Annotated in this window: 21 protein-coding genes; 12 read left to right on the top strand and 9 right to left on the bottom strand. The window is 70.8% G+C overall.

What is annotated here, in order from left to right:
* Nucleotides 1-126: 126 nt before the first annotated feature.
* On the top strand, nucleotides 127-804 hold the full coding sequence (locus ABT367_RS03990; RefSeq protein ID WP_352249306.1) for a helix-turn-helix domain-containing protein: 678 nt from the start codon (nucleotides 127-129) through the stop codon (nucleotides 802-804).
* Nucleotides 805-1,044: 240 nt separating this feature from the next.
* Here the strand turns inward: ABT367_RS03990 and ABT367_RS03985 are convergent, their stop codons facing one another.
* Complete coding sequence (locus ABT367_RS03985; RefSeq protein ID WP_165331666.1) at nucleotides 1,045-2,070, bottom strand: ATP-dependent 6-phosphofructokinase; 1,026 nt, start codon at nucleotides 2,068-2,070, stop codon at nucleotides 1,045-1,047.
* A 386-nt stretch (nucleotides 2,071-2,456) separates the two neighbouring features.
* Between ABT367_RS03985 and pta the strand changes: the two genes are divergently transcribed.
* From pta to pyk, 3 genes are all read left to right on the top strand, one after another.
* Entirely contained in the window at nucleotides 2,457-4,538 is a 2,082-nt protein-coding gene (pta, locus tag ABT367_RS03980) for a phosphate acetyltransferase (protein WP_352249304.1), read from the top strand.
* Nucleotides 4,539-4,568: 30 nt separating this feature from the next.
* On the top strand, nucleotides 4,569-5,777 hold the full coding sequence (locus ABT367_RS03975; protein WP_352249302.1) for an acetate kinase: 1,209 nt from the start codon (nucleotides 4,569-4,571) through the stop codon (nucleotides 5,775-5,777).
* A gap of 126 nt (nucleotides 5,778-5,903) precedes the next feature.
* The gene (gene pyk, locus ABT367_RS03970) at nucleotides 5,904-7,334 is read left to right on the top strand and encodes a pyruvate kinase (protein WP_352249300.1); all 1,431 of its coding nucleotides are present in this window, start codon (nucleotides 5,904-5,906) and stop codon (nucleotides 7,332-7,334) included.
* Nucleotides 7,335-7,486: 152 nt separating this feature from the next.
* Here pyk and ABT367_RS03965 read toward each other — a convergent pair whose 3' ends face one another.
* From ABT367_RS03965 to ABT367_RS03950, 4 genes are all read right to left on the bottom strand, one after another.
* Nucleotides 7,487-8,827 carry a hypothetical protein gene (locus ABT367_RS03965; RefSeq protein WP_352249298.1) on the bottom strand — a complete coding sequence of 447 codons (1,341 nt, stop codon included), beginning with the start codon at nucleotides 8,825-8,827 and terminating at the stop codon, nucleotides 7,487-7,489.
* Nucleotides 8,817-9,338, bottom strand: coding sequence for a DUF6114 domain-containing protein (locus tag ABT367_RS03960; RefSeq protein WP_352249296.1), 522 nt, complete (start codon nucleotides 9,336-9,338; stop codon nucleotides 8,817-8,819). The genes ABT367_RS03965 and ABT367_RS03960 overlap by 11 nt, the downstream gene beginning before the upstream one ends.
* 147 nt (nucleotides 9,339-9,485) lie before the next feature.
* Complete coding sequence (locus tag ABT367_RS03955; protein ID WP_352249294.1) at nucleotides 9,486-10,133, bottom strand: DUF6230 family protein; 648 nt, start codon at nucleotides 10,131-10,133, stop codon at nucleotides 9,486-9,488.
* 689 nt (nucleotides 10,134-10,822) lie between these two features.
* On the bottom strand, nucleotides 10,823-11,800 hold the full coding sequence (locus ABT367_RS03950) for a tetratricopeptide repeat protein (protein ID WP_352249292.1): 978 nt from the start codon (nucleotides 11,798-11,800) through the stop codon (nucleotides 10,823-10,825).
* A gap of 596 nt (nucleotides 11,801-12,396) precedes the next feature.
* Here ABT367_RS03950 and ABT367_RS03945 point away from each other — a divergent pair.
* On the top strand, nucleotides 12,397-13,026 hold the full coding sequence (locus ABT367_RS03945; RefSeq protein WP_352249290.1) for a TetR/AcrR family transcriptional regulator: 630 nt from the start codon (nucleotides 12,397-12,399) through the stop codon (nucleotides 13,024-13,026).
* A gap of 19 nt (nucleotides 13,027-13,045) precedes the next feature.
* Here the strand turns inward: ABT367_RS03945 and ABT367_RS03940 are convergent, their stop codons facing one another.
* Together ABT367_RS03940 and ABT367_RS03935 are read right to left on the bottom strand one after the other, a co-directional pair.
* Entirely contained in the window at nucleotides 13,046-14,041 is a 996-nt protein-coding gene (locus ABT367_RS03940) for a GDP-mannose 4,6-dehydratase (protein WP_352249288.1), read from the bottom strand.
* A complete protein-coding gene (locus tag ABT367_RS03935) occupies nucleotides 14,038-15,204 on the bottom strand; it encodes a UDP-N-acetylglucosamine--N-acetylmuramyl-(pentapeptide) pyrophosphoryl-undecaprenol N-acetylglucosamine transferase (protein WP_352249286.1) in 1,167 nt (388 codons plus the stop codon). Before ABT367_RS03935 ends, ABT367_RS03940 begins: the two co-directional genes overlap by 4 nt.
* Before the next feature lie 177 nt (nucleotides 15,205-15,381).
* On the opposite strand from ABT367_RS03935, the gene ABT367_RS03930 reads away from it, so the two are divergent.
* Both ABT367_RS03930 and ABT367_RS03925 read left to right on the top strand, forming a co-directional pair.
* A complete protein-coding gene (locus tag ABT367_RS03930) occupies nucleotides 15,382-16,053 on the top strand; it encodes a response regulator transcription factor (RefSeq protein ID WP_352249434.1) in 672 nt (223 codons plus the stop codon).
* Complete coding sequence (locus ABT367_RS03925) at nucleotides 16,050-17,546, top strand: sensor histidine kinase (RefSeq protein ID WP_352249284.1); 1,497 nt, start codon at nucleotides 16,050-16,052, stop codon at nucleotides 17,544-17,546. The genes ABT367_RS03930 and ABT367_RS03925 overlap by 4 nt, the downstream gene beginning before the upstream one ends.
* Here the strand turns inward: ABT367_RS03925 and ABT367_RS03920 are convergent.
* Nucleotides 17,524-18,471 carry an EamA family transporter gene (locus ABT367_RS03920; RefSeq protein WP_352249282.1) on the bottom strand — a complete coding sequence of 316 codons (948 nt, stop codon included), beginning with the start codon at nucleotides 18,469-18,471 and terminating at the stop codon, nucleotides 17,524-17,526. The two genes, ABT367_RS03925 and ABT367_RS03920, sit on opposite strands and share 23 nt — an antisense overlap.
* Before the next feature lie 119 nt (nucleotides 18,472-18,590).
* On the opposite strand from ABT367_RS03920, the gene ABT367_RS03915 reads away from it, so the two are divergent.
* The 3 genes from ABT367_RS03915 to ABT367_RS03905 are packed head-to-tail and all read left to right on the top strand — an operon-like array spanning nucleotide 18,591 to nucleotide 20,769.
* A complete protein-coding gene (locus ABT367_RS03915; RefSeq protein ID WP_352249280.1) occupies nucleotides 18,591-19,505 on the top strand; it encodes a LysR family transcriptional regulator in 915 nt (304 codons plus the stop codon).
* Nucleotides 19,506-19,527: 22 nt separating this feature from the next.
* Nucleotides 19,528-20,082, top strand: a complete 555-nt coding sequence (locus tag ABT367_RS03910; RefSeq protein WP_352249278.1) for a sugar O-acetyltransferase — start codon at nucleotides 19,528-19,530, stop codon at nucleotides 20,080-20,082.
* Between the two features lie 51 nt (nucleotides 20,083-20,133).
* Nucleotides 20,134-20,769: a CatB-related O-acetyltransferase gene (locus ABT367_RS03905; protein ID WP_352249276.1), complete on the top strand. Its 636-nt coding sequence runs from the start codon at nucleotides 20,134-20,136 to the stop codon at nucleotides 20,767-20,769.
* Between the two features lie 10 nt (nucleotides 20,770-20,779).
* On the opposite strand, the gene ABT367_RS03900 is transcribed toward ABT367_RS03905, so the two are convergent.
* A complete protein-coding gene (locus ABT367_RS03900; protein WP_352249274.1) occupies nucleotides 20,780-21,766 on the bottom strand; it encodes an ArsR/SmtB family transcription factor in 987 nt (328 codons plus the stop codon).
* 105 nt (nucleotides 21,767-21,871) lie between these two features.
* Here ABT367_RS03900 and ABT367_RS03895 point away from each other — a divergent pair, with 105 nt between their 5' ends.
* Together ABT367_RS03895 and ABT367_RS03890 are read left to right on the top strand one after the other, a co-directional pair.
* Nucleotides 21,872-23,248 (top strand): MFS transporter, encoded by a 1,377-nt coding sequence (locus ABT367_RS03895; RefSeq protein ID WP_352249272.1) that lies wholly within the window; start codon nucleotides 21,872-21,874, stop codon nucleotides 23,246-23,248.
* A 10-nt stretch (nucleotides 23,249-23,258) separates the two neighbouring features.
* Complete coding sequence (locus tag ABT367_RS03890) at nucleotides 23,259-23,768, top strand: MarR family winged helix-turn-helix transcriptional regulator (RefSeq protein WP_352249270.1); 510 nt, start codon at nucleotides 23,259-23,261, stop codon at nucleotides 23,766-23,768.
* The last annotated feature ends 41 nt before the right edge of the window (nucleotides 23,769-23,809 follow it).

The following is a 23,809-nucleotide window of genomic DNA, read 5'->3' as shown; positions in this document are numbered from 1 at the left end:
CCCTCCCCCGAGTACACAAACGGTCGATCCGAATCCGGAAACTACCAGAGCCGTAGATTCCTACGATCAGTGATCCTGGGCGAACGCACCGTAGCCACGGGCCGCACCCGGACCTAGCGTGACCGCGTGTCCCAGACCACTCCCCCGTTCAACGCCCTCGCCGCACGCCGGCTGCGCGAGGCGCTCGGCATGGCGCCCGGGCATGTGGCGTACGGCATCCGGGCCAGCTACGGGCTGCCCTATGTCACGCCGGACACCGTGCTCGCCTGGGAGCGCGGGATCGCGGCACCGACGAGCGGCGAACTGACCGCTCTGGCAGGGGCGTTGTGGTGCACCCCCGGCGAACTCCTGGGCGCGGCACGGACCTTGCGCGAGCACCGCCTCGCGCGCGGACTCGCGGCGGAGGACGTGGCGCGGGCCGTGGGGCTCGACCACCGCTCGTATCTGCAGATGGAGGAGCGCGAGGACTGGCGCGGCAACGACCGCCAGACGGCCGCGCTCGCCGAGGTCCTCGCCCTCTCGCCCCGCGCCTTCGCCACGGTCACGGGCCGCGACGCCCGCCTGACGGAGCTCTTGAAGAGTGCGGCGACGGCGCGCTGGCAGCCGTACGTCAAACCGGTCGGCAAGCTGGTCCCGGTCCCGCCCCGCCACCTGGAACGCGCCCTGGAATCCCTCCACGAGGAGTACCAGGGCCGCACCGCGGCCACCCTCGGCTGGGGTGATTCCGGCGACACCGGCGAGGGCGCACGGGAGTTCCTGAGCCGGATCCTGGACCATTTCTGGGCTCGGGTGCGGGACAACTGAGGACGAAGGTCCCGCTTACCAGCCCGTACGGCAAACTCAGCCCCTTCCAGCCCCTCCGGCGTTTGAGGAGATCCGCACGAAGTGCGGATGCGGGGTCCGGGGCGGAGCCCCGGTTTCGGGAAGGGGCGGGTAGGGGAAATCCGCCCGCCGCAGGCGCCCCACCCGCACCCTCACCCACCCGCGCCCACCAACGCAACGGGCCCCCGCCAGAAGGCGGAGGCCCGACGCAAAAGGCGGGGCTCAGAAGACCGACTCCGCCTCCGCCATCCGGTACTCCGGCACCGTCTTCAGCTCCGAAACCGCATCCGCCAACGGCACCATCTGAATATCCGTCCCCCGCAGCGCGGTGAACTTGCCGAACTCACCCCGGTGCGCGGCCTCCACCGCATGCCACCCGAACCGCGTCGCGAGCACGCGGTCGTACGCGGTCGGCGTCCCGCCACGCTGCACGTGACCGAGGATGACCGGCTTGGCCTCCTTGCCGAGCCGGTGCTCCAGCTCATGAGCCAGGGCCGTGCCGATGCCCTTGAAGCGCTCGTGACCGAACTGGTCGATGTCGCCCATGCCGTAGTCCATCGAGCCGTCGATGGGGTGCGCGCCTTCGGCCACACAGATGACGGCGAACTTCTTGCCGCGCGCGAAGCGCTCCTCGACCATCTTGACCAGGTCCGCGGGGTCGAAGGGCCGCTCCGGCAGACAGATGCCGTGCGCACCGCCGGCCATCCCGGACTCGAGCGCGATCCAGCCCGCGTGCCGGCCCATGACCTCGACGACCATCACGCGCTGGTGCGATTCGGCGGTGGTCTTGAGGCGGTCCATCGCCTCGGTGGCCACACCGACGGCCGTGTCGAAGCCGAACGTACGGTCCGTGGCATTGATGTCGTTGTCGATCGTCTTCGGTACGCCGACCACCGGCATCCCCGCGTCCGACAGCATCCGCGCCGCGGTCAGCGTGCCCTCACCGCCGATCGGGATGAGGACGTCGATGCCGAGCTTCTTGGCAAGGGCGGGCGCGTTGGCGACGGCGTCTTCGAGGCGGCCCTTCTCTAGGCGGGCCGAACCGAGGATCGTGCCGCCACGCGAGAGGATGCCGCTGACACCGGTGAGGTCGAGGGGGCGGTAGTAGCCGTCGAGCAGCCCCTTGTAGCCGTCCTCGAAACCGATGACCTGGTCCCCGTGCGCGGCGACGGCACGGTGCACGACCGACCGGATCACTGCGTTCAGGCCCGGGCAGTCGCCGCCTGCGGTCAGAACTCCGATACGCATCGTGCTGTGTCTCCTGGTCGCTAGTCGTACGCGTGAGCCCGGGTCCGATTGTTCCACGGGCCACACAGGTGTGCCCCTTTCACTTACTCCGCCGCAAAAGGACCTTCCAGGCCCTTTGTCCCACCGCTCCAGGGGCCTAGGTCCGGCGGGCGCTCTATCCATCCGCGGAGGTATTGTCAAGAGGTCAAGCCCACCATAACGGGTAATTTTGCGACCTCCGTCGCGGTGGATCACCGTACGAACGCTCGTACCCACACCGCAGGCGCGAGAACGTCTGTGCGCCGACAATCGGGACAGGCGAGAAGAGACAGTTGCCGGGCGGCTGCGGGAGCGGTCGCGGCAGAAGACAGCAGACAGATGCAGACGCGATGGAACGGAGAGCACGCGTGACGCGCAGCGTGTACGTGACCGGGATCGACCGGGGCGACGGCCGGCAGGTGGTCGAGCTGGGAGTCATGGAGCTCCTGACCCGGCAGGTCGACCGGGTGGGCGTCTTCCGCCCGCTCGTCCACGACGGCCCGGACCGTCTGTTCGACCTGTTGCGGTCGCGCTACCGCCTCACCCAGGACGCGTCGAGCGTCTACGGCATGGACTACCACGAGGCCTCCGCGCTCCAGGCCGAGAAGGGCACCGACGAGCTGGTCTCCCGGCTCGTCGAGCGTTTCCACCAGGTCTCGCGCGAGTACGAGGTGGTCCTCGTGCTCGGCACCGACTTCGCCGACACCCAGCTCCCCGACGAACTGGCGCTCAACGCCCGGCTCGCGAACGAGTTCGGCGCGTCGGTGCTGCCCGTGGTCGGCGGCAAGAACCAGTCCGCGGAGTCCGTACGCGCCGAGGCGCGCAACGCCTGCCGCGCGTACGAGGCACTCGGCTGCGATGTGCTCGCGATGGTGGTCAACCGGGTCGCGCCCGAGGACCGCGAGGTCATCGGCGAACGTCTCGAGGCCCGTCTCCAGGTGCCCTGTTACGTGCTGCCCGACGAGCCGGCGCTCGCCGCGCCGACCGTCGCCCAGATCACGCACGCCCTGGACGGCAAGGTGCTGCTCGGCGACGACGCCGGACTCGCCCGCGACGCCCTGGACTTCGTCTTCGGCGGCGCCATGCTGCCGAACTTCCTCAACGCCCTGACCCCGGGCTGCCTGGTCGTCACCCCCGGGGACCGCGCCGACCTGGTGGTGGGCGCGCTCGCCGCGCACAACGCCGGTACGCCGCCCATCGCGGGCGTGCTGCTCACGCTCAACGAGCGGCCCAGCCAGGAGATCCTGCGCCTGGCCGAGCGCCTCGCGCCCGGCACCCCGGTGATCTCCGTGGCCGGCAACTCCTTCCCGACCGCGGCCGAACTCTTCGCCCTCGAAGGCAAGTTGAACGCCGCCACCCCGCGCAAGGCGGAGACCGCGCTCGGCCTCTTCGAGCGCCACGTGGACGGCGCCGAGCTCCTGAAGCGGGTCGAGGTGTCCCGCAGCGGCAAGGTCACGCCGATGATGTTCGAGCACAAGCTCATCGAGCAGGCCCGCTCGGACAAGCGCCGTGTCGTGCTGCCGGAGGGCACGGAGGACCGCGTCCTGCGCGCCGCCGACGTGCTGCTTCGCCGCGGCGTCTGCGACCTGACACTGCTCGGCGACACGGAGGCCATCCGCAAGAAGGCCGCCGACCTGGGCATCGACCTCTCCGGAGCGCAGATCATCGACCCGGCCACCTCCGAACTGCGCGCCACGTTCGCCGAGAGTTACGCCAAGATGCGCGCCCACAAGGGCATGACGGTCGAGCTGGCCAACGACGTCGTCGTGGACGTGAACTACTTCGGCACGCTCATGGTGCAGACGGGTCTCGCCGACGGCATGGTCTCCGGTTCGGTGCACTCCACCGCGGCGACCATCCGCCCGGCCTTCGAGATCATCAAGACCAAGCCGGACGCGAAGATCGTCTCCTCGGTCTTCTTCATGTGCCTGGCCGACAAGGTCCTCGTGTACGGCGACTGCGCGGTCAACCCGGACCCCAACGCCGAGCAGCTCGCGGACATCGCGCTCCAGTCGGCCGTCACCGCCGAGCAGTTCGGCGTCGAGCCGCGGATCGCGATGCTCTCGTACTCGACCGGCACCTCCGGCAAGGGCGCCGACGTCGACAAGGTGCGCGAGGCCACCGAGCTGGCCCGTGGCCAGAACCCGGCCCTGAAGATCGAGGGCCCCATCCAGTACGACGCGGCGGTCGAGCCCTCCGTCGCGGCGACCAAGCTGCCGGACTCCGAGGTGGCGGGACAGGCCAGCGTGCTGATCTTCCCCGACCTCAACACCGGCAACAACACGTACAAGGCCGTGCAGCGTTCGGCCGGCGCGATCGCCGTCGGTCCGGTCCTGCAGGGCCTGCGCAAGCCGGTGAACGACCTGTCCCGCGGCGCCCTCGTCCAGGACATCGTCAACACGGTCGCCATCACGGCGATCCAGGCCCAGACCCCCGCCCCCACCGCCTAACCGTCCCCCCACCTAGGAAGCGTCGTTTTCGTGACTGCGACCCGCGTACTCGTCCTCAACTCCGGCTCCTCGTCGGTGAAGTACCAGCTGCTCGACATGGCCGACGCCTCGCGTCTGGCCGTCGGCCTGGTCGAGCGCATCGGTGAGGAGACCTCCCGGCTCAAGCACACCCCGCTGACCGGCGGTGGCGCGGAGGCCCGGGTCTTCGAGGGCCCGATCGCCGACCACAAGGCCGCGCTCGAAGCGGTCGCCGCCGAACTGTCCAAGGACGGTCTCGGCCTCGACTCCCCCGAGCTCGCCGCGATCGGCCACCGTGTCGTGCACGGCGGCACCAAGTTCACCCAGCCCACCGTGGTGGACGCCGATGTGCTCGCCGAGCTGGAGAACCTCGTACCGCTGGCGCCGCTGCACAACCCGGCGAACGTCACCGGTATCGAGGTGGCCCGTTCGATCCGCCCCGACCTGCCCCAGGTCGCGGTGTTCGACACGGCCTTCCACTCGACGATGCCGGAGGCCGCGTACCGCTACGCGATCGACCGCGAGACCGCCGACGCGCTCTCGATCCGGCGCTACGGCTTCCACGGCACCTCGCACGCGTACGTCTCGCGCGAGACCGCGAAGCTGCTCGGCAAGACGCCCGAGGAGACCAACGTCATCGTCCTGCACCTGGGCAACGGCGCCTCGGCGTCCGCGGTCAGGGGCGGGGTGTGCGTGGACACATCCATGGGGCTCACGCCGCTTGAGGGACTGGTGATGGGTACCCGTTCCGGTGACCTCGACCCGGCCGTGATCTTCCATCTGGCCCGGGTGGGCGGGAAGTCGGTCGACGAGATCGACGCGCTGCTCAACAAGAAGAGCGGTCTGATCGGCCTCTGCGGCGACAACGACCAGCGCGAGGTGGAGCGCCGGCGCGCCGAGGGCGACGCCTCCGCGGCGCTCGCCTTCGACGTCTACATCCACCGCCTGAAGAAGTACATCGGCGCCTACGCAGCGGTGCTCGGCCGGGTGGACGCGGTGGCGTTCACGGCCGGGGTCGGCGAGAACTCGGCGACCGTGCGCGAGGCTGCGATCAGCGGCCTGGAGGAGCTGGGCCTGGCCCTCGACGGTGAGCGCAACGCCGTGCGCGCGGACGAGCCGCGGCTCGTCTCCGCGGAGTACGCGCGGGTCGCGGTGGCCGTCGTACCGACCGATGAAGAGCTGGAGATCGCGACCCAGGCGTACGCGCTCGTCACGGGATGAAAGCCGGGGATAAATGCCGGGATAAATACCGGCATCAATTCCCCTCATCTGAGCGACAGTTCGCCCCTTTGGACTTTCCACCAGACGGAATATTCCGCGCCGAAACAAACCGATAGGATCCGCCCCATGCGCCGTTCCAAAATCGTCTGCACTCTGGGCCCCGCCGTCGACTCGTATGAGCAGCTGAAGGCTCTTATCGAGGCCGGTATGAATGTGGCCCGCTTCAACTTCAGCCATGGAACCCACGCGGAGCACCAGGAGCGGTACGACCGCGTCCGCCAGGCTGCCGCGGACACCGGCAAGGCCGTGGGTGTGCTCGCCGACCTGCAGGGGCCCAAGATCCGCCTGGAGACCTTCGCCGAGGGCCCCGTCGAGCTGGTGCGCGGTGACGAGTTCACCATCACCACCGAGGACGTCCCCGGTGACAAGTCGATCTGCGGTACGACCTACAAGGGTCTGCCCGGCGATGTCGCCAAGGGTGACCAGGTCCTTATCAACGACGGAAATGTCGAGCTCAAGGTCGTTTCGGTGGAGGGCCCGCGGGTCAAGACCGTCGTCATCGAGGGCGGTGTGATCTCGGACCACAAGGGCATCAACCTGCCCGGTGCCGCGGTCAATGTCCCGGCCCTTTCCGAGAAGGACGTCGAGGACCTGCGCTTCGCCCTGAAGATGGGCTGCGACATGGTCGCCCTGTCCTTCGTGCGCGACGCCAACGACGTCAAGGACGTCCACAAGGTCATGGACGAGGAGGGGCGTCGCGTCCCGGTCGGCGCCAAGGTCGAGAAGCCGCAGGCCGTCGCCAACATGGAGGGCGTCGTCGCCGCCTTCGACTGGATCATGGTCGCGCGCGGTGACCTGGCCGTCGAGTACCCGCTCGAGAAGGTCCCGATGGTGCAGAAGCGCCTCGTGGAGCTGTGCCGCCGCAATGCCAAGCCGGTGATCGTCGCGACCCAGATGATGGAGTCGATGATCACCAACTCCCGCCCCACGCGCGCCGAGGCCTCCGACGTGGCCAACGCGATCCTGGACGGCGCGGACGCGGTCATGCTCTCCGCCGAGTCCTCGGTGGGCGCGTACCCGATCGAGACGGTCAAGACGATGTCCCGCATCGTCGAGGCCGCCGAGGAGGAGCTGCTCTCCAAGGGGCTGCAGCCGCTCGTGCCCGGCAAGAAGCCGCGTACGCAGGGTGGTTCGGTGGCCCGCGCGGCCGCCGAGATCGCGGAGTTCCTGGACGCCAAGGCCCTCGTCGCCTTCACGCACTCCGGTGACACGGCCCGCCGACTGTCCCGCTACCGTCCCGTCCAGCCGATCGTGGCGTTCACGACGGACCAGGAAACCCGCAACCAGCTGTCGCTGAGCTGGGGTGTGAACACCCAGGTCGTGCAGCACGTCGACAACACCGACGACATGGTCGAGCTGGTCGACGCCGAGATGATGAAGATCAACGCCTGCAGCACCGGCGACACCATCATCATCACCGCGGGTTCGCCCCCCGGTGTCCCGGGCACGACCAACATGGTCCGGGTGCACCACCTCGGTGGCGGCCGCCGCGACTGACACCCCTTTTGCGCCTGAACCGGCGCCGCTCTCGCGGACCTGGTTCTCGCCGTCGCGGTTCCTCAATTGATGGTTGCGGCGGTCGCGTGTGAAAGACGAAGAGGGCGCCCTCCAAGCGGAGGGCGCCCTCTTCGTATGCGGGAGTATGCCCCTTACTCCTCGATGTAGTTCTGGAAGCCCGGCACCGTCAGCGTGCCGCCGAACTGGCCGGCCTGCATCACGGTGACGTTGGTGAAGAACGCGAACGGCACGTTCAGCGGCGGCGGCGTCTTGGGCGTGAACTCGACGGGGATCAGCCCGAAGAGGTTGCCCTTGAGCGACTCGGTGTACATGGTCACCGTGCCGCCGCGGATCTCGGACGTCGAACCCTTGGCGCCCTTGACGTGCGCGGTGGGTCCGCCCTTGGGGTCCTGCACCACCTGGTGCAGATCCTTGATGTCCACCTCGTCGGCGGTGAACTTCAGGACTGGCTTGACCGCACCGCTCGCCGTCTTCACGTTCACGACACCGTGGTAGTCGAGACCGCGCAGCGTGAGCATGCTGGTCTCCAGCTTCCACGGGTAGTCGGGCAGCGCCGGGATACCGGGCTCCAGGTCCGCGTCGGCCAGGGCCTTCGGGTCCCCCTCGGCGCACGGGAAGCGCGGCTTGCCGTCCTCGCCGAGCGGCAGGTCCTTGATCGCCTCGTCCAGGTTCTCGACCTCGGCGCCCACCTTGTCGGCGGCCTTCTCGATGTCGGCCTTGAGCTTGTCCTCGGCCTTGTCCACCTCGCCGGTGACCTTGTCGGCCACGTCCTCGGTGGGCTTGTCCGCGGTCGGCTCGTCCTTGGACGCGTCGTCCTCGGCCGGCTTCTCGGTCTCCTCGGCGGTCGGCTTCCCGCTCGGCTCCGGAGTGGGCGTCGCGGAGGGCTCGGGGGTCGCCGTCTCCTTGTCGTCCGGCGTGAAGAAGTCCTTGACGTCCTCACCGAACTGGTCGAGCTTCTCGCCGACACCCAGCGGGTCCAGCGGGTTCGTGGTCTGGGACGGGGAAGGCGTGGGCTCGGCGGCCGCCTTCGGCTCGGCGGTGTCCGCCGTGCCGTCCGCCGGGGCTTCTCCCGACGCACTCGTCGAAGGCTCCGGCGAGGGCTCCTCGGAGGGCTTCTCCTCGGGCTTCTCGGTCTCGGTGCCCGTCTCGGAGGCCGAAGGACTCGGCGTCGGCGACGCGCTCTCCTCCTGCGCCGCCTCCACGTCCTCGCGCGTCACGCACGGCCCCGACGAGAAGGGGATCTCACCGTCGTCGGCGAGCGCGGGCTTGGGCATGAGGCCCATGCCCACGAACACGGCGGTCGGCATCGCTGCCAGCGCCATGGCCCTGTTCGCGGGTATCTGAAGTTTCGTCAGCAGCGACTTACGGGGAGCCGCATGCTTGGGGCCGGTCTTCGCGCGTGTGCCGTTCAGCGGCGAGCTCGCAGCGCCGTCCGCGGCCCCGAGGGCCAGTTGCGTACCGTCACCCGGCACTGTGCCTCCCGCCGTTGGTCTCCAGTGTGTGGTCCGCGCCGCTGTCGTCGTCGGTGTGCGGTGCGGGGTCCGGCTCGGTCTGCCCGTCCGTCTTCGCCGGTTCCTGCGCGGCCGGCTCGGCCGGTGCCCACGAGATGGACAGCGCGCCGCCGATCATCGCGAGCAGGAAGCCGACCAGGAACCCGCCGAGGTTCGAGACGGGGATCGAGATCAGGGCGAGCAGAATCGCCGCGACACCTGCGAACACCCGGACGATGTGGTGGAACCACATGGTCAGGCCGAGCGTGACCAGGAGCACGCCGATGATCAGCGAACCGGCTCCGGCCGTGGTGGCCATGGCGAGCGTGACATTGCCGAGCTTGATGTCCCCGTACGGCAGATACGCGATCGGAATGCCGCCGAGGATGGTGAAGAGGCCCGCCCAGAACGGCCGGGTGCCTCGCCAGGCCCGGAACTTCCTGCGGTAGACCTTGACGAAGTGGTCGTTCTGCCCCGGTGCATCGGCGCTCATGGGACAACAGCTCCTTGGAACCGGCAGTACATGTGAATTCAGAAGGTCTGTGTGGCGGGCGGGGAGTGAAGCTCCGCGCCCGCCGGGCCAGTCGCCCGACGGCCGGCCCCGTGTCAGAGGCCCCGGCCGCAGTAACTCAGCGAGTGCCTAGTAGCACTCGACCCCCGCGCCGCTGCCCTTCTTCAAGGACAGACCGAAGCCGCTCAGCTCGAACGTGCCCGCGCTGGTCGCCCAGGCGGTCTGCTTCACGTCCTTGATGACGGCCTTGTCGGCACGCTGGGCGAAACCGTTGGGGTTCGCCTGCTCGTTGCCGCCCTTCATCGGGGGCACCTTGTCGCCGGCAGAGCCGGCGGCGACGCCGATGTCCACGTTGGAGAACGTGGCGCTGGACGAGTCCAGCTGCGCGACGTCGATGTAGATGTTCTGGGCCTTGACCGGAGTGCCCTTGCCACCGGCGGTGAGCTTCATCGTGACGTCGCCGAGCAACGGCACGTGCGTCACGATCGACTGGCACATGTTGTCGATCTCGGCCGTCTTGAAGGCGTTGATGGCCACCGGGTGGGCGGCCTTCTTGCCCTCCATGTCCACGCCGACGTCGACGCCGCCGTACTGGAGCATGTCGTAGCCGCGGAGCTCATCGGCCTTGACCTTGAACGACTGTCCCGAAACGCTGAACGATGCCGCAAGCGCACCCTGCGAGAGGGCCACGCCTATCGCGGCAGTAGCCGCGACGCTCGGCACCATGACTACGGCGAACCGCTTCCATCTGGTTCCGCCACGAGCCACGGATTCCATGACTTTCCTCCTTCTCGGACGTACATCTCCTGGCCCTGACTGCCACACAGCGGCTCAGCCGGGCAGGGATGGGAGAAGTGCTACGTCCTCGGGAAGGAGAGCGCCTGCTGTTTCCGACTGCGCAGGAACTGCGGCGCGGAACATGGGCGATCACCCCCGAGCGACAACCACGGGCCGCACCGGGGCGGCGCGACCTGTCGGACAGGCCCCACCGGATTGGTGGAGACCCCCCTGTCCAAGGCCGGCGACGTGAGGTCTCCGGCCACTCGGTGGGGACCCAGGAACCCGCTTCCCGAGCTGGCTGTCGGGCGTACGTGAATGGACCGAGCGTGGCCGATCGTGGTCCATTCGGAGCGCCCGCACAAGGGGGTTCGTTACTCGCTGGTAACGGCTCCATAACCCCGTCACGACGGCCCGACGTCGGGTGGGCACGCAGGGTGCATGCACCCCTGGGGACAGACCAGTTGATCAACTGGCGAAACCGGACAGAACCTCGGCTTCGGCTTACTCCAAGTAACAGCGGCCGCGATTACCAAGATTTGGTAAAGCGCGGCCGCCGTGTCTCTCTGACGTCAAATCTTCACAAGACCACTTGTGCGTCTCTGGTTTAACGAAAGGTCAGCCAAGCACCATCCGGACCATCCGTACGTATGGCGCGTACTGACGTGTCAGAACCGGTACTTGTGGTGTCAGAACAGCGCGCGGGCAAGGGCCGAACGGGCCTTGGCCACACGCGGGTCGTCGGATCCCACGACCTCGAAGAGGCCGAGCAGATGCACGCGTACGGCATCGCGGTCGTCGCCGAAAACCTTCTTGACCGTGTCGACGAGGCGGCCGAAGGCGTCCTCGACATGACCGCCGACGAGATCCAGGTCGGCCGCGGCGATCTGCGCCTGCGGATCGGCCGGCTTCTCGGCCGCGTCCTGGCGCACCTGCTGCGGGTCCAACCCCTGGACGCGCTGCAGGAGTTCGGCCTGCGCCAGGCCGAGCTTCGCCTCCATGTTGGCGGGGTCGTCGGCGAGCACGTTCTTGTACGCCTGCACCGCGCCGCCCAAGTCACCCGCGTCCAGGGCCTGTACGGCGGCTTCGAGCAGCGCGTCGTACGGTCCGGCCGGCTCCTCCGGTGCTTCCGCCTGGACGGGGGCGCCCTCGGCATCCGGGTCGACGAGGAGACCGGTCAGACCGAAGCGCTGCTCGCCGACCTGGATCAGCTGGTCGAGGGTCTGGCGGATCTGCGACTCGGGGGCGGCACCCTGGAAGAGGGGGAGCGCCTGGCCCGCGACGACGGCGAAGACGGCCGGGATGCCCTGGATCCCGAACTGCTGCATCAGCATCTGGTTGGCGTCGACGTCGACCTTGGCGAGCAGGAAGCGGCCGTTGTACTCCAGAGTCAGCCGCTCGAGCAGCGGGCCGAGCTGCTTGCAGGGCTCGCACCACTCGGCCCAGAAGTCGATCACGACGGGTACTTCGGTGGAGCGCTGGATGACGGCGCTCTCGAACGACGCCTCGTCGACGTCGATCACCAGGTCGGCAGGCGATACGGCACCGCCGCCGCCCTGCCGGGCCGCTTCGGCGCGGGCCTGCTCCGCCTTGGCCTTGGCCTCCTGGGCCGCCTTCACCGCGGCGAGGTCGACGACTCCGCTCATGGACATGTTCCGTGGCTGCATGCGCCCATTCTCCCCCTACGGCGGCCTCTCCCGTTAAGGGCCGCCCAAATCACTTCCAGCCCCTCTCCGCCCCTCCGGCGAACCCAGCCCCTGCGGCGCTTGAGCAACCCATCCAGCCCCTGCGGCGTGTGAGCAGATCCGAACGAAGTTCGGATCTGGGTCCGGGGCGGATCCCCGGTTTCGGGAAGGGGCGGGAAGGGGCGGGGCGGGGCGAAAAGCCCGCCGAAGGCGAAGTGCACGGACGGGCGGCGGTGCGCCGGACCCCGTCCCGGATCCGGTTTCGCCGCCACGTCCGGCGTCTGCGGGCCGCGGCCCACCCGCAGGCCCCCCGCCGGATGCGGGACGTGCGGACAGGTCACGGCCGGTGGGCCAGGTGCGATGGCCCGAGTGGCCCGAGGAAAGGACCGGGTGCGCGGGGTCCCCACCCCACGCATGTGGTTGCCGCTCGCGGTGAGAGGTTCACGTACGAGCTTTCGCTACGAGTCGTAGCGTATATCGTCTGGGGGGTTCTCGGCCCGTGATCTCCCTCACGGGGGTAAGGCGATCACGGGTCGAGGGCCGGTCCGCCGCACGTACCGCCCGGTATGGTCAGCGCCATGCACGACCACACCACCGACCGCCCCGGCAGAACCGGGCGGCCCCGCAGCGCAGAGGCCGACGCGGCGATCCTGGCGGCCACCCGCGAAGCCCTCGTGGACGTCGGCTGGTCCAAGCTGACGCTCGGGGACGTGGCCACGCGGGCCGAGGTCGCGAAGACCACGCTGTACCGGCGGTGGGCCGGGAAGAACGAACTCGTCGTGGACGCCGTCGCCGAACTCTTCGACGAGCTCGAACTCCCCGACCGCGGCAGCCTCGCCGCCGATGTCGAGGGCGTCGTGCTGCAGTTCGCCGCCCTGCTCGACCGCCCCGAGACACGGACCGCGCTGATGGCCGTCGTCGCCGAGTCGACCGGGGACGAGGCGCTGCGCACCCGTATCCGCACCTCGATCGTCGACCGCCAGAAGCGGCTCGTACTCGAAGGGCGCCAACGCGCCCAGGAGCGGGGCGAGTTGCCGGCCGAGGACGATCCCGAGAACGCCGCCCGCACCGCCGACCTCATCTTCGACGTGGTCGCCGGCGCGGTGGTGCACCGCTCCCTGGTGAGCAGCGAACCGGTCGACGCCGAGTGGGCGCGCAGCTTCACGGCCCTGTTGCTCGGGGGTCTGACCGGAGCCGCGCGCCCCTGATCCGGCAGCGCGGGCCGCGTCAGACCTGGTAGCGCGATACGTCGAACAGGCGCAGATTCGCCGCCACCCACTCCGAGGTCCGCGAAAGCCCCTCCCGCAGCGAGACCTCCGGCTGCCATGAAGCCCACTCCCGCGCCCGGGAGTTGTCGGAGAGCAGCCGCTCCACCTCGCTGGCCGCCGGCCGCAGCCGGGACGGATCGACCACGACCTCGGCCTTCGCCCCGGTGGCCGCGATGAGCTCCGTGGCCAGGTCGCCGATCGAGATCTCCCGCCCGGTGCCGAGGTTCACCACCTCGCCGAGGGCCCGGTCGCAGGCGCCCACCGCGAGGAAGCCGCGCGCCGTGTCCGTGACATAGGTGAAGTCGCGGGTCGGCGTGAGCGAGCCGAGCTTGATCTCCCGTACGCCCGCGTGCAGTTGGGCCAGGATCGTGGGGATCACCGCACGCGCCGACTGCCGCGGACCGTAGGTGTTGAAGGGGCGGACCACCGCGACCGGCAGATCGAAGGCGTTGCGGTGCGACAGCGCCATCATGTCCGCGCCGATCTTCGAGGCGGAGTACGGCGACTGCGGCTGGAGCGGGTGGTCCTCGCTGATCGGGACCGTGAGCGCCGTGCCGTACACCTCGCTGGTGGAGGTGTGGACGAGGCGGCGGACACCGTGGTGGCGGCAGGCTTCGAGGATGTTCTCGGTGCCGACGACGTTCGTCTGGACGTACGCGCCGGGCGAGTCATAGCTGTACGGGATGCCGATGAGCGCCGCGAGGTGGAAGACGGTGTCGCAGCCGGCCACCGCGTCCATCACGCGCCCGCCGTCGCGGACGTCGCCCGAGAGCATCTCGACGTCCCCGCCGCCGAGGTGGTGGGCGAGGTGGCCCTTCTCCGCGTACGGCTTGTAGTGCACCAACGCCTTGACGCGCGCGCCTTGTTCGACGAGGAGATCCACGAGCGTGGACCCGATGAACCCCTCCGCTCCGGTGACGAGGACGGTGCGGCCGGACCAGGAAAAGGCGTTCATCGGACGGTCTCCAGGTGAGGGAAGGGAACGGGACGGCCGGCGAGGCGAAGGACCTCGGCGGCGAGCAGGTCGGCGGCCCGGGCGTGCGGGCCGGGGTCGGCGGCGCGGGCCATCGCGGCGAGCCGCTCCGGCCGGTCGAGCAGCGGGCCGACGAGGTCGGCGAGGTGCTCGGCCGTGGTCTCGGCGTCGGGCAGCAGCAGCCCGGCGCCGGCGTCGGTGAGCACCCGGGCGTTGTGGGTCTGGTGGTCGCCGGGGGCGTGCGGATACGGCACGAGGACGGCGGGCACGCCGGTGGCGGCGAGTTCGGCGACGGTGGCCGAGCCCGCACGGCAGACGACCAGGTCGGCGGCGGCGTACGCGTGGTCCATCCGGTCCAGGTACGGCACCGCGCGGGCCACGGGCGAGGCGCCGAGGCGGCGCCGGGTCTCCTCGAGGGCGGCCGGTCCGGTCTTGATGAGCAACTGGACGTCGGTGCGCGAGCGCCACAGCGCGGCAAGGCCCAGGGCGGCTTCGGTGAGGCGGGCCGCGCCGAGGCTGCCGCCGTTGAAGACGATCAGCCGCGCGCCGTCCCGTACGCCCATCGCACGCCGCGCCTCGGCCCGCAGCCCGGCACGGTCGAGCCCCGCGAGCGAGGCGGCGATCGGCATGCCGACGACGCGGGCGCGCTCGCCGCCCGACAGATGCGCGCGGCTGCGGTCGAAGGCGACGGTGAGGTGCGGGGTGAGGCGGGCGGCGAACTGGTTGGCCCGCCCGGGCACGGCGTTGGACTCGTGGATGACGCTCGGCAGTCCGGCGAGCTTCGCGCCGAGGATCACGGGTGCGCTGGGGTAGCCGCCCATCCCGACCGCGACGTGCGCGCCCTGTGCTCCTTGTGCGCGCAGGATCGAGCGGACCTGGGCGCCGGACTTCAGGAGCGCCGCGGGCAGCAGGAAGCGGCGGGCCCCGAGCGAGGGGTCGAAGGGGATCATGTCGACGGTGTGCAGCCGGTAGCCGGCCCCGGGTATGAGCCGGGTCTCCAGGCCGCGGGTGGTGCCCACGAAGGAGATCAGCGCGTCGGGCACGGCGCGGCGCAGGGCGTCGGCGAGCGCGAGCCCGGGATAGATGTGACCGCCGGTGCCGCCCGCGCCGATCACTACGGAGAGAGGTGAGGTGGGTGTCAGCATGCGGCCAGGCTCACTGAGCGCGGTAAGAGGGTTCTAAGAGTCCGGTTTGGCACCCTTTACGGCATGGCAGCGAAGGCATACGGCAGCGGCGGCCCGGCTCACCGGCACGGCGGCGGCACCGCGGCACACCGTGACAGCGGCGGCACCCCGGCGGCCCCCGGCGGACCGCGCATCCTCGTGGTCGAGGACGAACCCGAGGTGCGCGTCGCCATCGAGGACGGGCTCGCGGTGGAGGGGTACGCGGTGCGCGGCGCCGGTGACGGACTCGCCGCCCTGTCCGAGATCGCGGCCTGGCAGCCGGACGCCGTCGTCACGGACGTGCTGATGCCGGTGCTCGACGGGCTCGCCCTGTGCCGGCGGCTGCGCGCGATGGGCGACCGTACGCCGGTCCTGGTCCTGACCGCGCTCGGCTCGGTGAGCGAGCGGGTGGACGGCCTCGACGCCGGCGCGGACGACTACCTGGTCAAACCCTTCGCCCTGGACGAACTGACCGCCCGCGTACGGGCGTTGCTGCGCCGCGTCGCCCCCGACGAGCCGGCCGGGGACGGCACACTGCTCACGTTCGCCGACCTCACGGCCGACCCCGTGACCCGCACCGGGACGCGGGGCGGGCGGCCCCTGGAGTTCAGCCGGACCGAGTTCGCGCTCCTCGAACAGCTGCTGCACAGCCCGCGCCAGGCCCTGCCGCGGGAGCTGCTCCTGGAGCGGGTCTGGGGACAGGACTTCGGCCCGGACTCCAACTCCCTCGCCGTATACGTGGGTTATCTGCGGCGCAAACTCGAAGCCGGCGGCGAACCACGGCTCGTGCACACCGTGCACGGCGTCGGCTACCGCCTGGATGTGTCATGAGCGACGACGGCCGCACGCCCGGCGCCCCACAGCCGGACGCTCATGGACCGGCCGACCCCGGAAAGGCCGGCCCCGGACCGGCCGGCACCGGACGAGCCACCCCACGACGGACCGACCGCCGCCTCGGCGCCCGCTGGCGGCGCCGCCGCCCGCTGCGCACCCGGCTCGCGCTGGCCTCGACGGCCGCGGTGGCGCTGGTCGCGGTCGGGATCTGCGCGGCCGCGTTCTTCGTGATCCGCTTCAAGCTCTACCAGCAGCTCGACCAGAACCTCGCCCAGTCGGCGACCCTGATCGCCCAGCAGCACAAGGGGGACGGGCCCGGTGTCTACACCGGCGAGTGCCGCTACCTCGGCGCGCCCGCCTGCGCCCAGGACGTGCCCGAGGACCCGGCCGCCGACCCTTCCGAGCCGTATCTGCTGCCGGTCTCCCGGGCGACGCGCCAGGTCGCGGGCCGTCATCTCGACCCGTACTACACGAGCTTCACCTTCGAGGGGCATCCGGCCCGGATGTACACCACGACCTTCGGGGACGGCACCGCACTGCAGGTCGCGCTGCGCGCGGACGTGGCCGACCGCGGGGTGCGCCAGGCCGCGACCCTGCTCGCTCTCGTCGGCGGCGCCGGTGTGCTGCTCGCGGCCGCGGCCGGCTACTGGGTCTCGCGCACCGCCCTCGCCCCGGTCACCCGCCTCACCGCCACCGCCGAACGCATCGCGGCCACCCGCGACCCGCGCCACCGCATCGAACTGCCGCCGGGCCCCGAAGGACGCGAGGACGAGGTGACCCGTCTGGCCGCCACGTTCAACACGATGCTCGGCGAACTGGAGCAGTCCGTCACCGCCCAGCGCCGCCTGGTCGCCGACGCCTCACACGAGCTGCGCACCCCGCTGACCGCGCTGCGCACGAACGCCGAACTCCTCGCCCGCGCCGACCGGTTGACGCCCGCCCAGCGCGACCGCGCGGCCCAGGCGCTCGGCCGGCAGCTGCGGGAGGTCAGCGGCATGGTGAACGACCTGATCGAGCTGGCGCGCGACGAGGAGCCGCAGCCGCTGCTCGAAGAGGTCCGGATGGACGCCCTGGTCACGCACGCGGTGAACGCCGCCCGCGCACACTGGCCGCAGGTCGACTTCACGCTGGACGCCGCGGAGGACGCCCACACCGTGGCCTTCCCCGGCGTCCCGGCCCGCGTGTCACGGCTCCTGACGAACCTGCTCGACAACGCCGCGAAGTTCTCACCGCCCGGCGGACCGGTCGAAGTGACCCTGACGGCAGGCGAGTTGACCGTACGGGACCACGGGCCCGGTATCGCCCCGGCCGACCTGCCGTATGTCTTCGACCGCTTCTACCGCGCCGAGTCCGCCCGCGCCCTGCCCGGCTCGGGCCTCGGCCTCGCGATGGCCCGGCAGATCGCCCGGGCCCACCACGCCGACCTCACGGCCGAGGCGGCGCCGGGCGGGGGTGCGCTGTTCCGGCTCACGTTTCCCGAAGGGGCTTAGCCAGTACGGGAGATGCGCTCGCGGCCACGGGCTCCACGGGCGTCAGTGACTCCACCGGTGTCACAGAGGGCGCGGATCTCGACAGCGAAGTCAGCGCCACCCCGCCGACGAGCAGAACGGCCGCTCCCCACCGCAGCGGGCTCACCGACTCGTCGAGCAGCAGCGCGGCCGAGGACATCCCGAAGACCGGCACGAGCAGCGAGAAGGGGGCCACCGCGGAGGCGGGATAGCGCCGCAGCAGGAAGCCCCAGACGCCGAACCCGAAGACCGTCGCACCCCACGCCACGTAGACGATCGCGCCGACGCCGCCCCAGTCGAGCGCGCGCAGCGCGGCCAGATCCGCCTCGGGCCCCTCGAAGACCAGCGACAGGGCGAGCAGCGGCAGTACGGGAACGGTGGACACCCAGACCATGAAGTTCAGCGCGTCCGGCGGTGACGCCTTGCGGGTCAGCACGTTGGAGACACCCCAGCACGCGGCGGACGCGATGACGAGCACGAACGCGAGGACCGGCCCCGACGCGCCTTCGTCCACGGCGGCGAGGACGATGCCGCCGAGTGCCACGGTCATGCCGGCGATACGGACCCGGCCCGGGCGCTCGCTCAGCAGCACCGCCGCGAAGACGGCCGTGAAGACCGCCTGGATCTGCAGGACGAGCGAGGAGAGCCCGGCGGGCATGCCCCGGTCCATCCCGATGAAGAGCAGCCCGAACTTGGCGACTCCCAGGGCGAGTCCGACCCCGATCACCCACTTCCAGGCGACCTTGGGGCGGCCCACGAAGAAGACGGCGGGCAGGGCGGCGACGAGGAAGCGCAGAGCGGAGAAGAGCAGCGGCGGAAAGTGTCCGAGTCCGAGCTCGATGACGACGAAGTTCACTCCCCAGACGGCGGTGACCAGGACGGCGAGCGCGATGTGTACGGGACGCATGGTCCGAGGATCAGCGACCCGACTCTTTAGCACCAGCGCGAATCTCTTCATGGTTGAATTGAGCGTTGCTTACGCATAGGCGGCTCGGCCCCAGGAGCCGGCTCACCCGGGAGGCGATCATGCTCGACCTCGGACGTCTGCGCGCCCTGCACGCCGTCTCCGTGCACGGCTCAGTCGCCGCCGCCGCCCTCGCGCTCGGATACACCCCGTCCGCGGTGTCGCAGCAGATCACCAAGCTGGAGCGGGAGACCCGCACCACGCTGCTCGAACGCCGGGGGCGCGGTGTCGCGCTCACCGAGGAGGCCCGCCATCTCGCCTCCACCGCACAGGAGTTGCTCGCGATCGTCGAGCGCGCGGAGACCACGCTCGAGGAACGCAGGGGGAGGCCGACCGGCCTCCTGACGATCGGCGCCTTCTCCACCGCGGCCCGCGGCCTGCTGCCGGGCGTACTCGCCGAACTCGCGCGTGAGCACCCCGGACTCGACGTACGGATGACCGAGGTCGATCCGCATCTGTCCATCGACCTGGTCGCCCGCGGCATGATCGACGTGGCGGTCGCCCACGACTGGGACATCGCTCCGCTGCCCGCACCGGAAGGCGTGGAGCAGGCGGTGATCGGTGACGACGCGTGCGACCTCCTGGTGCCCGAGGGGCACCCGCTGGCCGCGCGGGAATCCGTACGGCGCACGGACCTCGGCGGGGAGCGCTGGATCTGCCAGCCGCCGGGCACCGTCTGCCACGACTGGCTGGTGCGTACGCTGCGGGCGGCGGGCCACGAGCCGCTGCTCGCACACCAGGCGGCCGAGTACCACACCCAACTGGCCCTCGTGGCCGCCGGGTTGGGCATCGCCCTCATCCCGCGCCTGGGCCGCGGCCCGCTGCCGGACGGGGTCCACGCGCTCCCCCTGGAGCCGGCGCCTGTGCGCCGCCTGTACGCGCTGTGGCGGCCGGGGGCGGCACGCCGGCCGGCGATCACCGTGACGGTGGAGCTGCTGCGGAGGCACTGGGCCGGGGCGGCAGGAGCCGCCGCCTGAGGTGCGGGCATAGTGGTCCCCCATGGGTGAGAACAAGGACCGCATGCTGGCGGGCGACTGGTACATCGCCGACGACGAGGAGCTGCTCGCGCAGACCGTGCGCCGCGCCGGACTGTGCGCGGCGTACAACGCGGCCTCGACCGCGCCGCCCGCGGAACGCCAGGCGATCCTGGGGCAGTTGATCGGCGAGCTCGGCGAGAATGTCCGTATCCGGCCGCCCTTCCAGTGCGACTACGGCACGTACATCTCCATCGGCGCGCGGACCTTCGTCAACTTCGGCGCGGTCTTCCTGGACGCCGCCCGCATCACGATCGGCGAGGACGTCCAGATCGGGCCGAACGTCCAACTGCTCACGCCCACCCATGAGTTGGACCATGAGCGCCGCCGCGAGGGCTGGGAGAAGGGCGAGCCGATCACGATCGGCGACAATGTCTGGCTCGGCGGCGGCGTGATCGTGTGTCCGGGCGTGACGATCGGCGAGAACACGGTGGTCGGCGCGGGCTCGGTGGTCACCCGCGACCTGCCGGCGGGCGTCCTCGCGGTCGGCAATCCCGCCCGGGTGCTTCGCACCCTCTGAACCCCGGACCTACCACCCGCACCGACCACCCGACACCCGAGGGAGCGCACCATGCCCGTGCCCGCCGACCCGACCGTCCTGCACCCGATGCCCGGCCAGCCGCGTGTCGTCCAGCTCAAGCCGCTGGTGAAGTCGGAGCTGATCGAGGTCGGTGAGTACTCGTATTACGACGACCCGGACGACGCGACCGCGTTCGAGACCCGCAACGTGCTCTACCACTACGGTCCCGAGCGGCTCGTCATCGGCAAGTTCTGTGCACTCGGCACGGGCACGCGCTTCATCATGAACGGCGCCAACCACCGTATGGACGGCCCCTCCACGTTCCCCTTCCCGACCATGGGCGGCTCCTGGGCCGAACACTTCGACCTCCTGACCGGGCTGCCGAACCCCGGTGACACGGTGGTCGGCAACGATGTCTGGTTCGGCAACGGCGCGACCGTGATGCCCGGCGTACGCATCGGCCACGGCGCGATCATCGCGACCGGCGCGGTGGTCACCGCGGACGTCCCCGACTACGGAATCGTCGGCGGCAACCCGGCCCGCCTGATCCGCAAGCGCTTCAGCGAGCCGGAGATCGAGCGGCTGCTCGCGGTCGCGTGGTGGGACTGGCCGGCCGAGCACCTCACCGAGCACGTACGGACGGTGATGTCCGGCACGATCGAGGAGCTGGAGAGCGCGGCACCGTAAGGCGGCGGCCTCAGCCCTCAGCCCCCGCAAGCGCGATCCCCAACGGCGTCCGCTCGTACAGGACTTGATGCCCGTACCGCCGCGAGACCAGCAGTCCCGCGCCCTTCAGGGCCGACAGATGCGCTGATACGGAGGAGGGCGCGAGCCCGAGCCGATGGGCCAGCGCGGTGGTGCTCGCCGGGTCCGTCAGCGCGCAGAGCACATCCGCGCGGGCCCGGCCGAGCAGCCGCGCGAGCGCGTCGGGGGTGCGGTCGCCCTCGTCGCTCCACAGACCGCCGATCCCGCGCGCCGGATAGATGATCGCGGGCGCCCAGGGCTCCTCCTGGCCGCTGACCACATGGGGCCAGGTGAACACCGAGGGCATCAGGACCAGACCCTCGCCGTGCAGCGTGCGCTCGTACTCACCGAGGCTGCTCACGACGGTCAGCGTCGAGCCCTCCCAGCGCAGATTGGGGTTCAACTCCCCCAGCAGCGAACGGAATCCGACGGCCGCGAGCACCCGCGAGTGGTACGCGACATCCGCTTCGAGCAGCGCCCGCAGACGCGGCCACTCCGGGGCGATCAGCCGGTGCCAGGCCTGCTCGAGCCGGTCGGCCAGGAACTGCACGGCGGCCGCGGGATCGGCGAGCAGCCGCTGCCCGATGGGGCTCTCCAGCGCGCCCGGCTGGTCGGCGAGGGTCTCGTAGAGGTCGGTGTACGCGGCGTCGGCGGGCGTCGCCCGCACCCGCGCCAGCTCCTCCTCGAAGGTGTCGAGCGCGCTCGTCGGCGGCGGGCACCAGAAGTCCGGATTACGTCCGCGCTGCGGCATCAGGCGCAGGAGCGGGGCGAGGTCGAGCTCGGCGGCCGCGTCCTTGATCCGGCGCAGCCACGGCAGGTGATAGCCGTGGCTCGCGGGCCGCCCCAGCGTGCCGATCGCGGCCTGCGTCTCCCAGATCGGCGAGATCGCGAACCGGCAGCGCAGCAGGTCCTGTTCACTGAAGTGCAGATGGAAGGGCACCGCCCGGCTCCTCTCCCCCGGCCGTCGCAGGACCTCTAGCGTACGAAGATTCGGCCTGAGCCGAAACTCTTAGCCGTACGCGGCCACGGCGGCACGCTGCTGCACATGTCGAGACACCGCGATCGGAATTCCAAGGGAACTGCATACCGGGGTTCCAGGCGCTCCTGTTCGTCGCCCCCGGCACCCCAGGGGTACGGAGCCGTCTTCCGCGTCCGCGAGTTCCGCGCCGTGTTCGCCGCGCACCTGCTCTCCCTGCTCGGCGTCGTGGTGGCCGAGATCGCGCTGACCGTCCTCGTCTACGAGCTCACCAAGTCCCCGCTGCTCAGCGCCCTCACCTTCGCGCTCGGCATGCTGCCGTACCTCATCGGCGGCACCCTCTTCGCGGGCGTCGCCGACCGCTACCCGGCCCGCCGCGTCCTGGTCGTCTGCGATCTGATCTGCGCCGCCTGCGTAGCGGTGATGATCGTGCCGGGCACGCCGGTCGCCGCGCTGCTCGCCCTGCGCATCCTGATCGCCGCCATCGCCCCCGTCTTCACCGGTACGCGGATGGCCGCGCTCACCGACATCCTCGGCGAGGGCGACCTCTACGTACTGGGCCGCTCGATCCTGCGGATCGTCTCGCAGAGCGCCCAGCTCGCCGGGTTCGGCGTGGGAGGCGTCCTGCTCACGGTGGTCTCGCCGCGCGGCGCCATCACCCTCACCCTCGGCACGTTCCTGGCCTCGGCCCTGCTCCTTCGCTTCGGCACCAAGGCCCGCCCCGCCCGCGCCCACGGGGGCGCGGCCTTGATGCGGGAGTCCCTGTCCGGCGCCCGCAAGGTCTTCGCCGACCGCCGGATCCGCGCCCAGGTCCTGCTGTTCTGGGTGCCCACCATGTTCGTCGTCGCCCCCGAGGCCCTGGCCGCCCCGTACGCCGAGCACATCGGCGCGGGCCCCGCGGCCCTCGGTCTGCTGATGTGCGCCATGCCGGTCGGCCACATCGCGGCCGAGGTGTGGGTGGGCGCCCGGCTGAGCCCGCGCACCCGCTCGCGGATCGTGCTCCCGGTGGCCGGCGCGAGCCTGCTCCCCTTCCTCGCCTACGCGGCCGAGCCCGGCCTCGGCCTCTCCGTACTCCTGCTCGTCCTGGCCGGAGCGGGCGGCGCCTACGTGCTCGGACTCGACCAGTGGTTCGTGGCCACCGTGCCCGAGGAACTGCGCGGCCGCGCCATGACCTTGATGACCGCCGGCCTGATGACGGTCCAGGGCGCGGGCATGGCCCTTGCGGGCCTGGCCGCCGAGTTCTGGCCGGTGCACCAGGTCGTCACCGGGGCCGGCGTGATCGGCACGCTCCTCTCGCTCCTGCTCGTACGGGAAGCCCACCGGGCCGGAGCCCGCCCCGTGGAACAGGGCGCCCCTGCCGAGCAGACCGACCCTGCGGAGCAGCCCGCCCCGGCCCGGCAGACCGAACTGCGAGACGGGACTGGCCGCGATGTGACCGCCCGGTAAGGTCTGGGGCGTGCCGAAGCCGCTCAGCCTCCCCTTCGACCCCATCGCCCGAGCCGACGAACTCTGGAAGCAGCGCTGGGGAACGGTGCCCTCGATGGCCGCGATCACCTCGATCATGCGCGCCCACCAGATCCTGCTCGCCGAGGTCGACGCGGTGGTCAAGCCGTACGGACTGACCTTCGCGCGCTACGAGGCGCTGGTCCTGCTCACCTTCTCCAAGGCGGGCGAACTGCCGATGTCGAAGATCGGCGAGCGCCTGATGGTCCACCCGACCTCGGTGACGAACACGGTGGACCGCCTGGTGAAGTCGGGCCTGGTCGACAAGCGTCCCAACCCCAACGACGGCCGCGGCACCCTGGCCTCGATCACCGACAAGGGCCGCGAGGTGGTCGAGTCGGCCACCCGCGACCTGATGGCGATGGACTTCGGGCTCGGGGTGTACGACGCGGAGGAGTGCGGCGAGATCTTCGCGATGCTCCGCCCGCTCCGGGTCGCGGCCGCGGACTTCGAAGAGCGCTGAGCCCCCGCCACCGAGAGCGCCGAGCCCCCGCCGACGAGGCC

It is taken from the genome of Streptomyces mesophilus, assembly GCF_040300965.1.
GTDB lineage: Bacteria > Actinomycetota > Actinomycetes > Streptomycetales > Streptomycetaceae > Streptomyces > Streptomyces mesophilus_A.
This window is presented reverse-complemented; position numbering and strand designations above follow the sequence as displayed.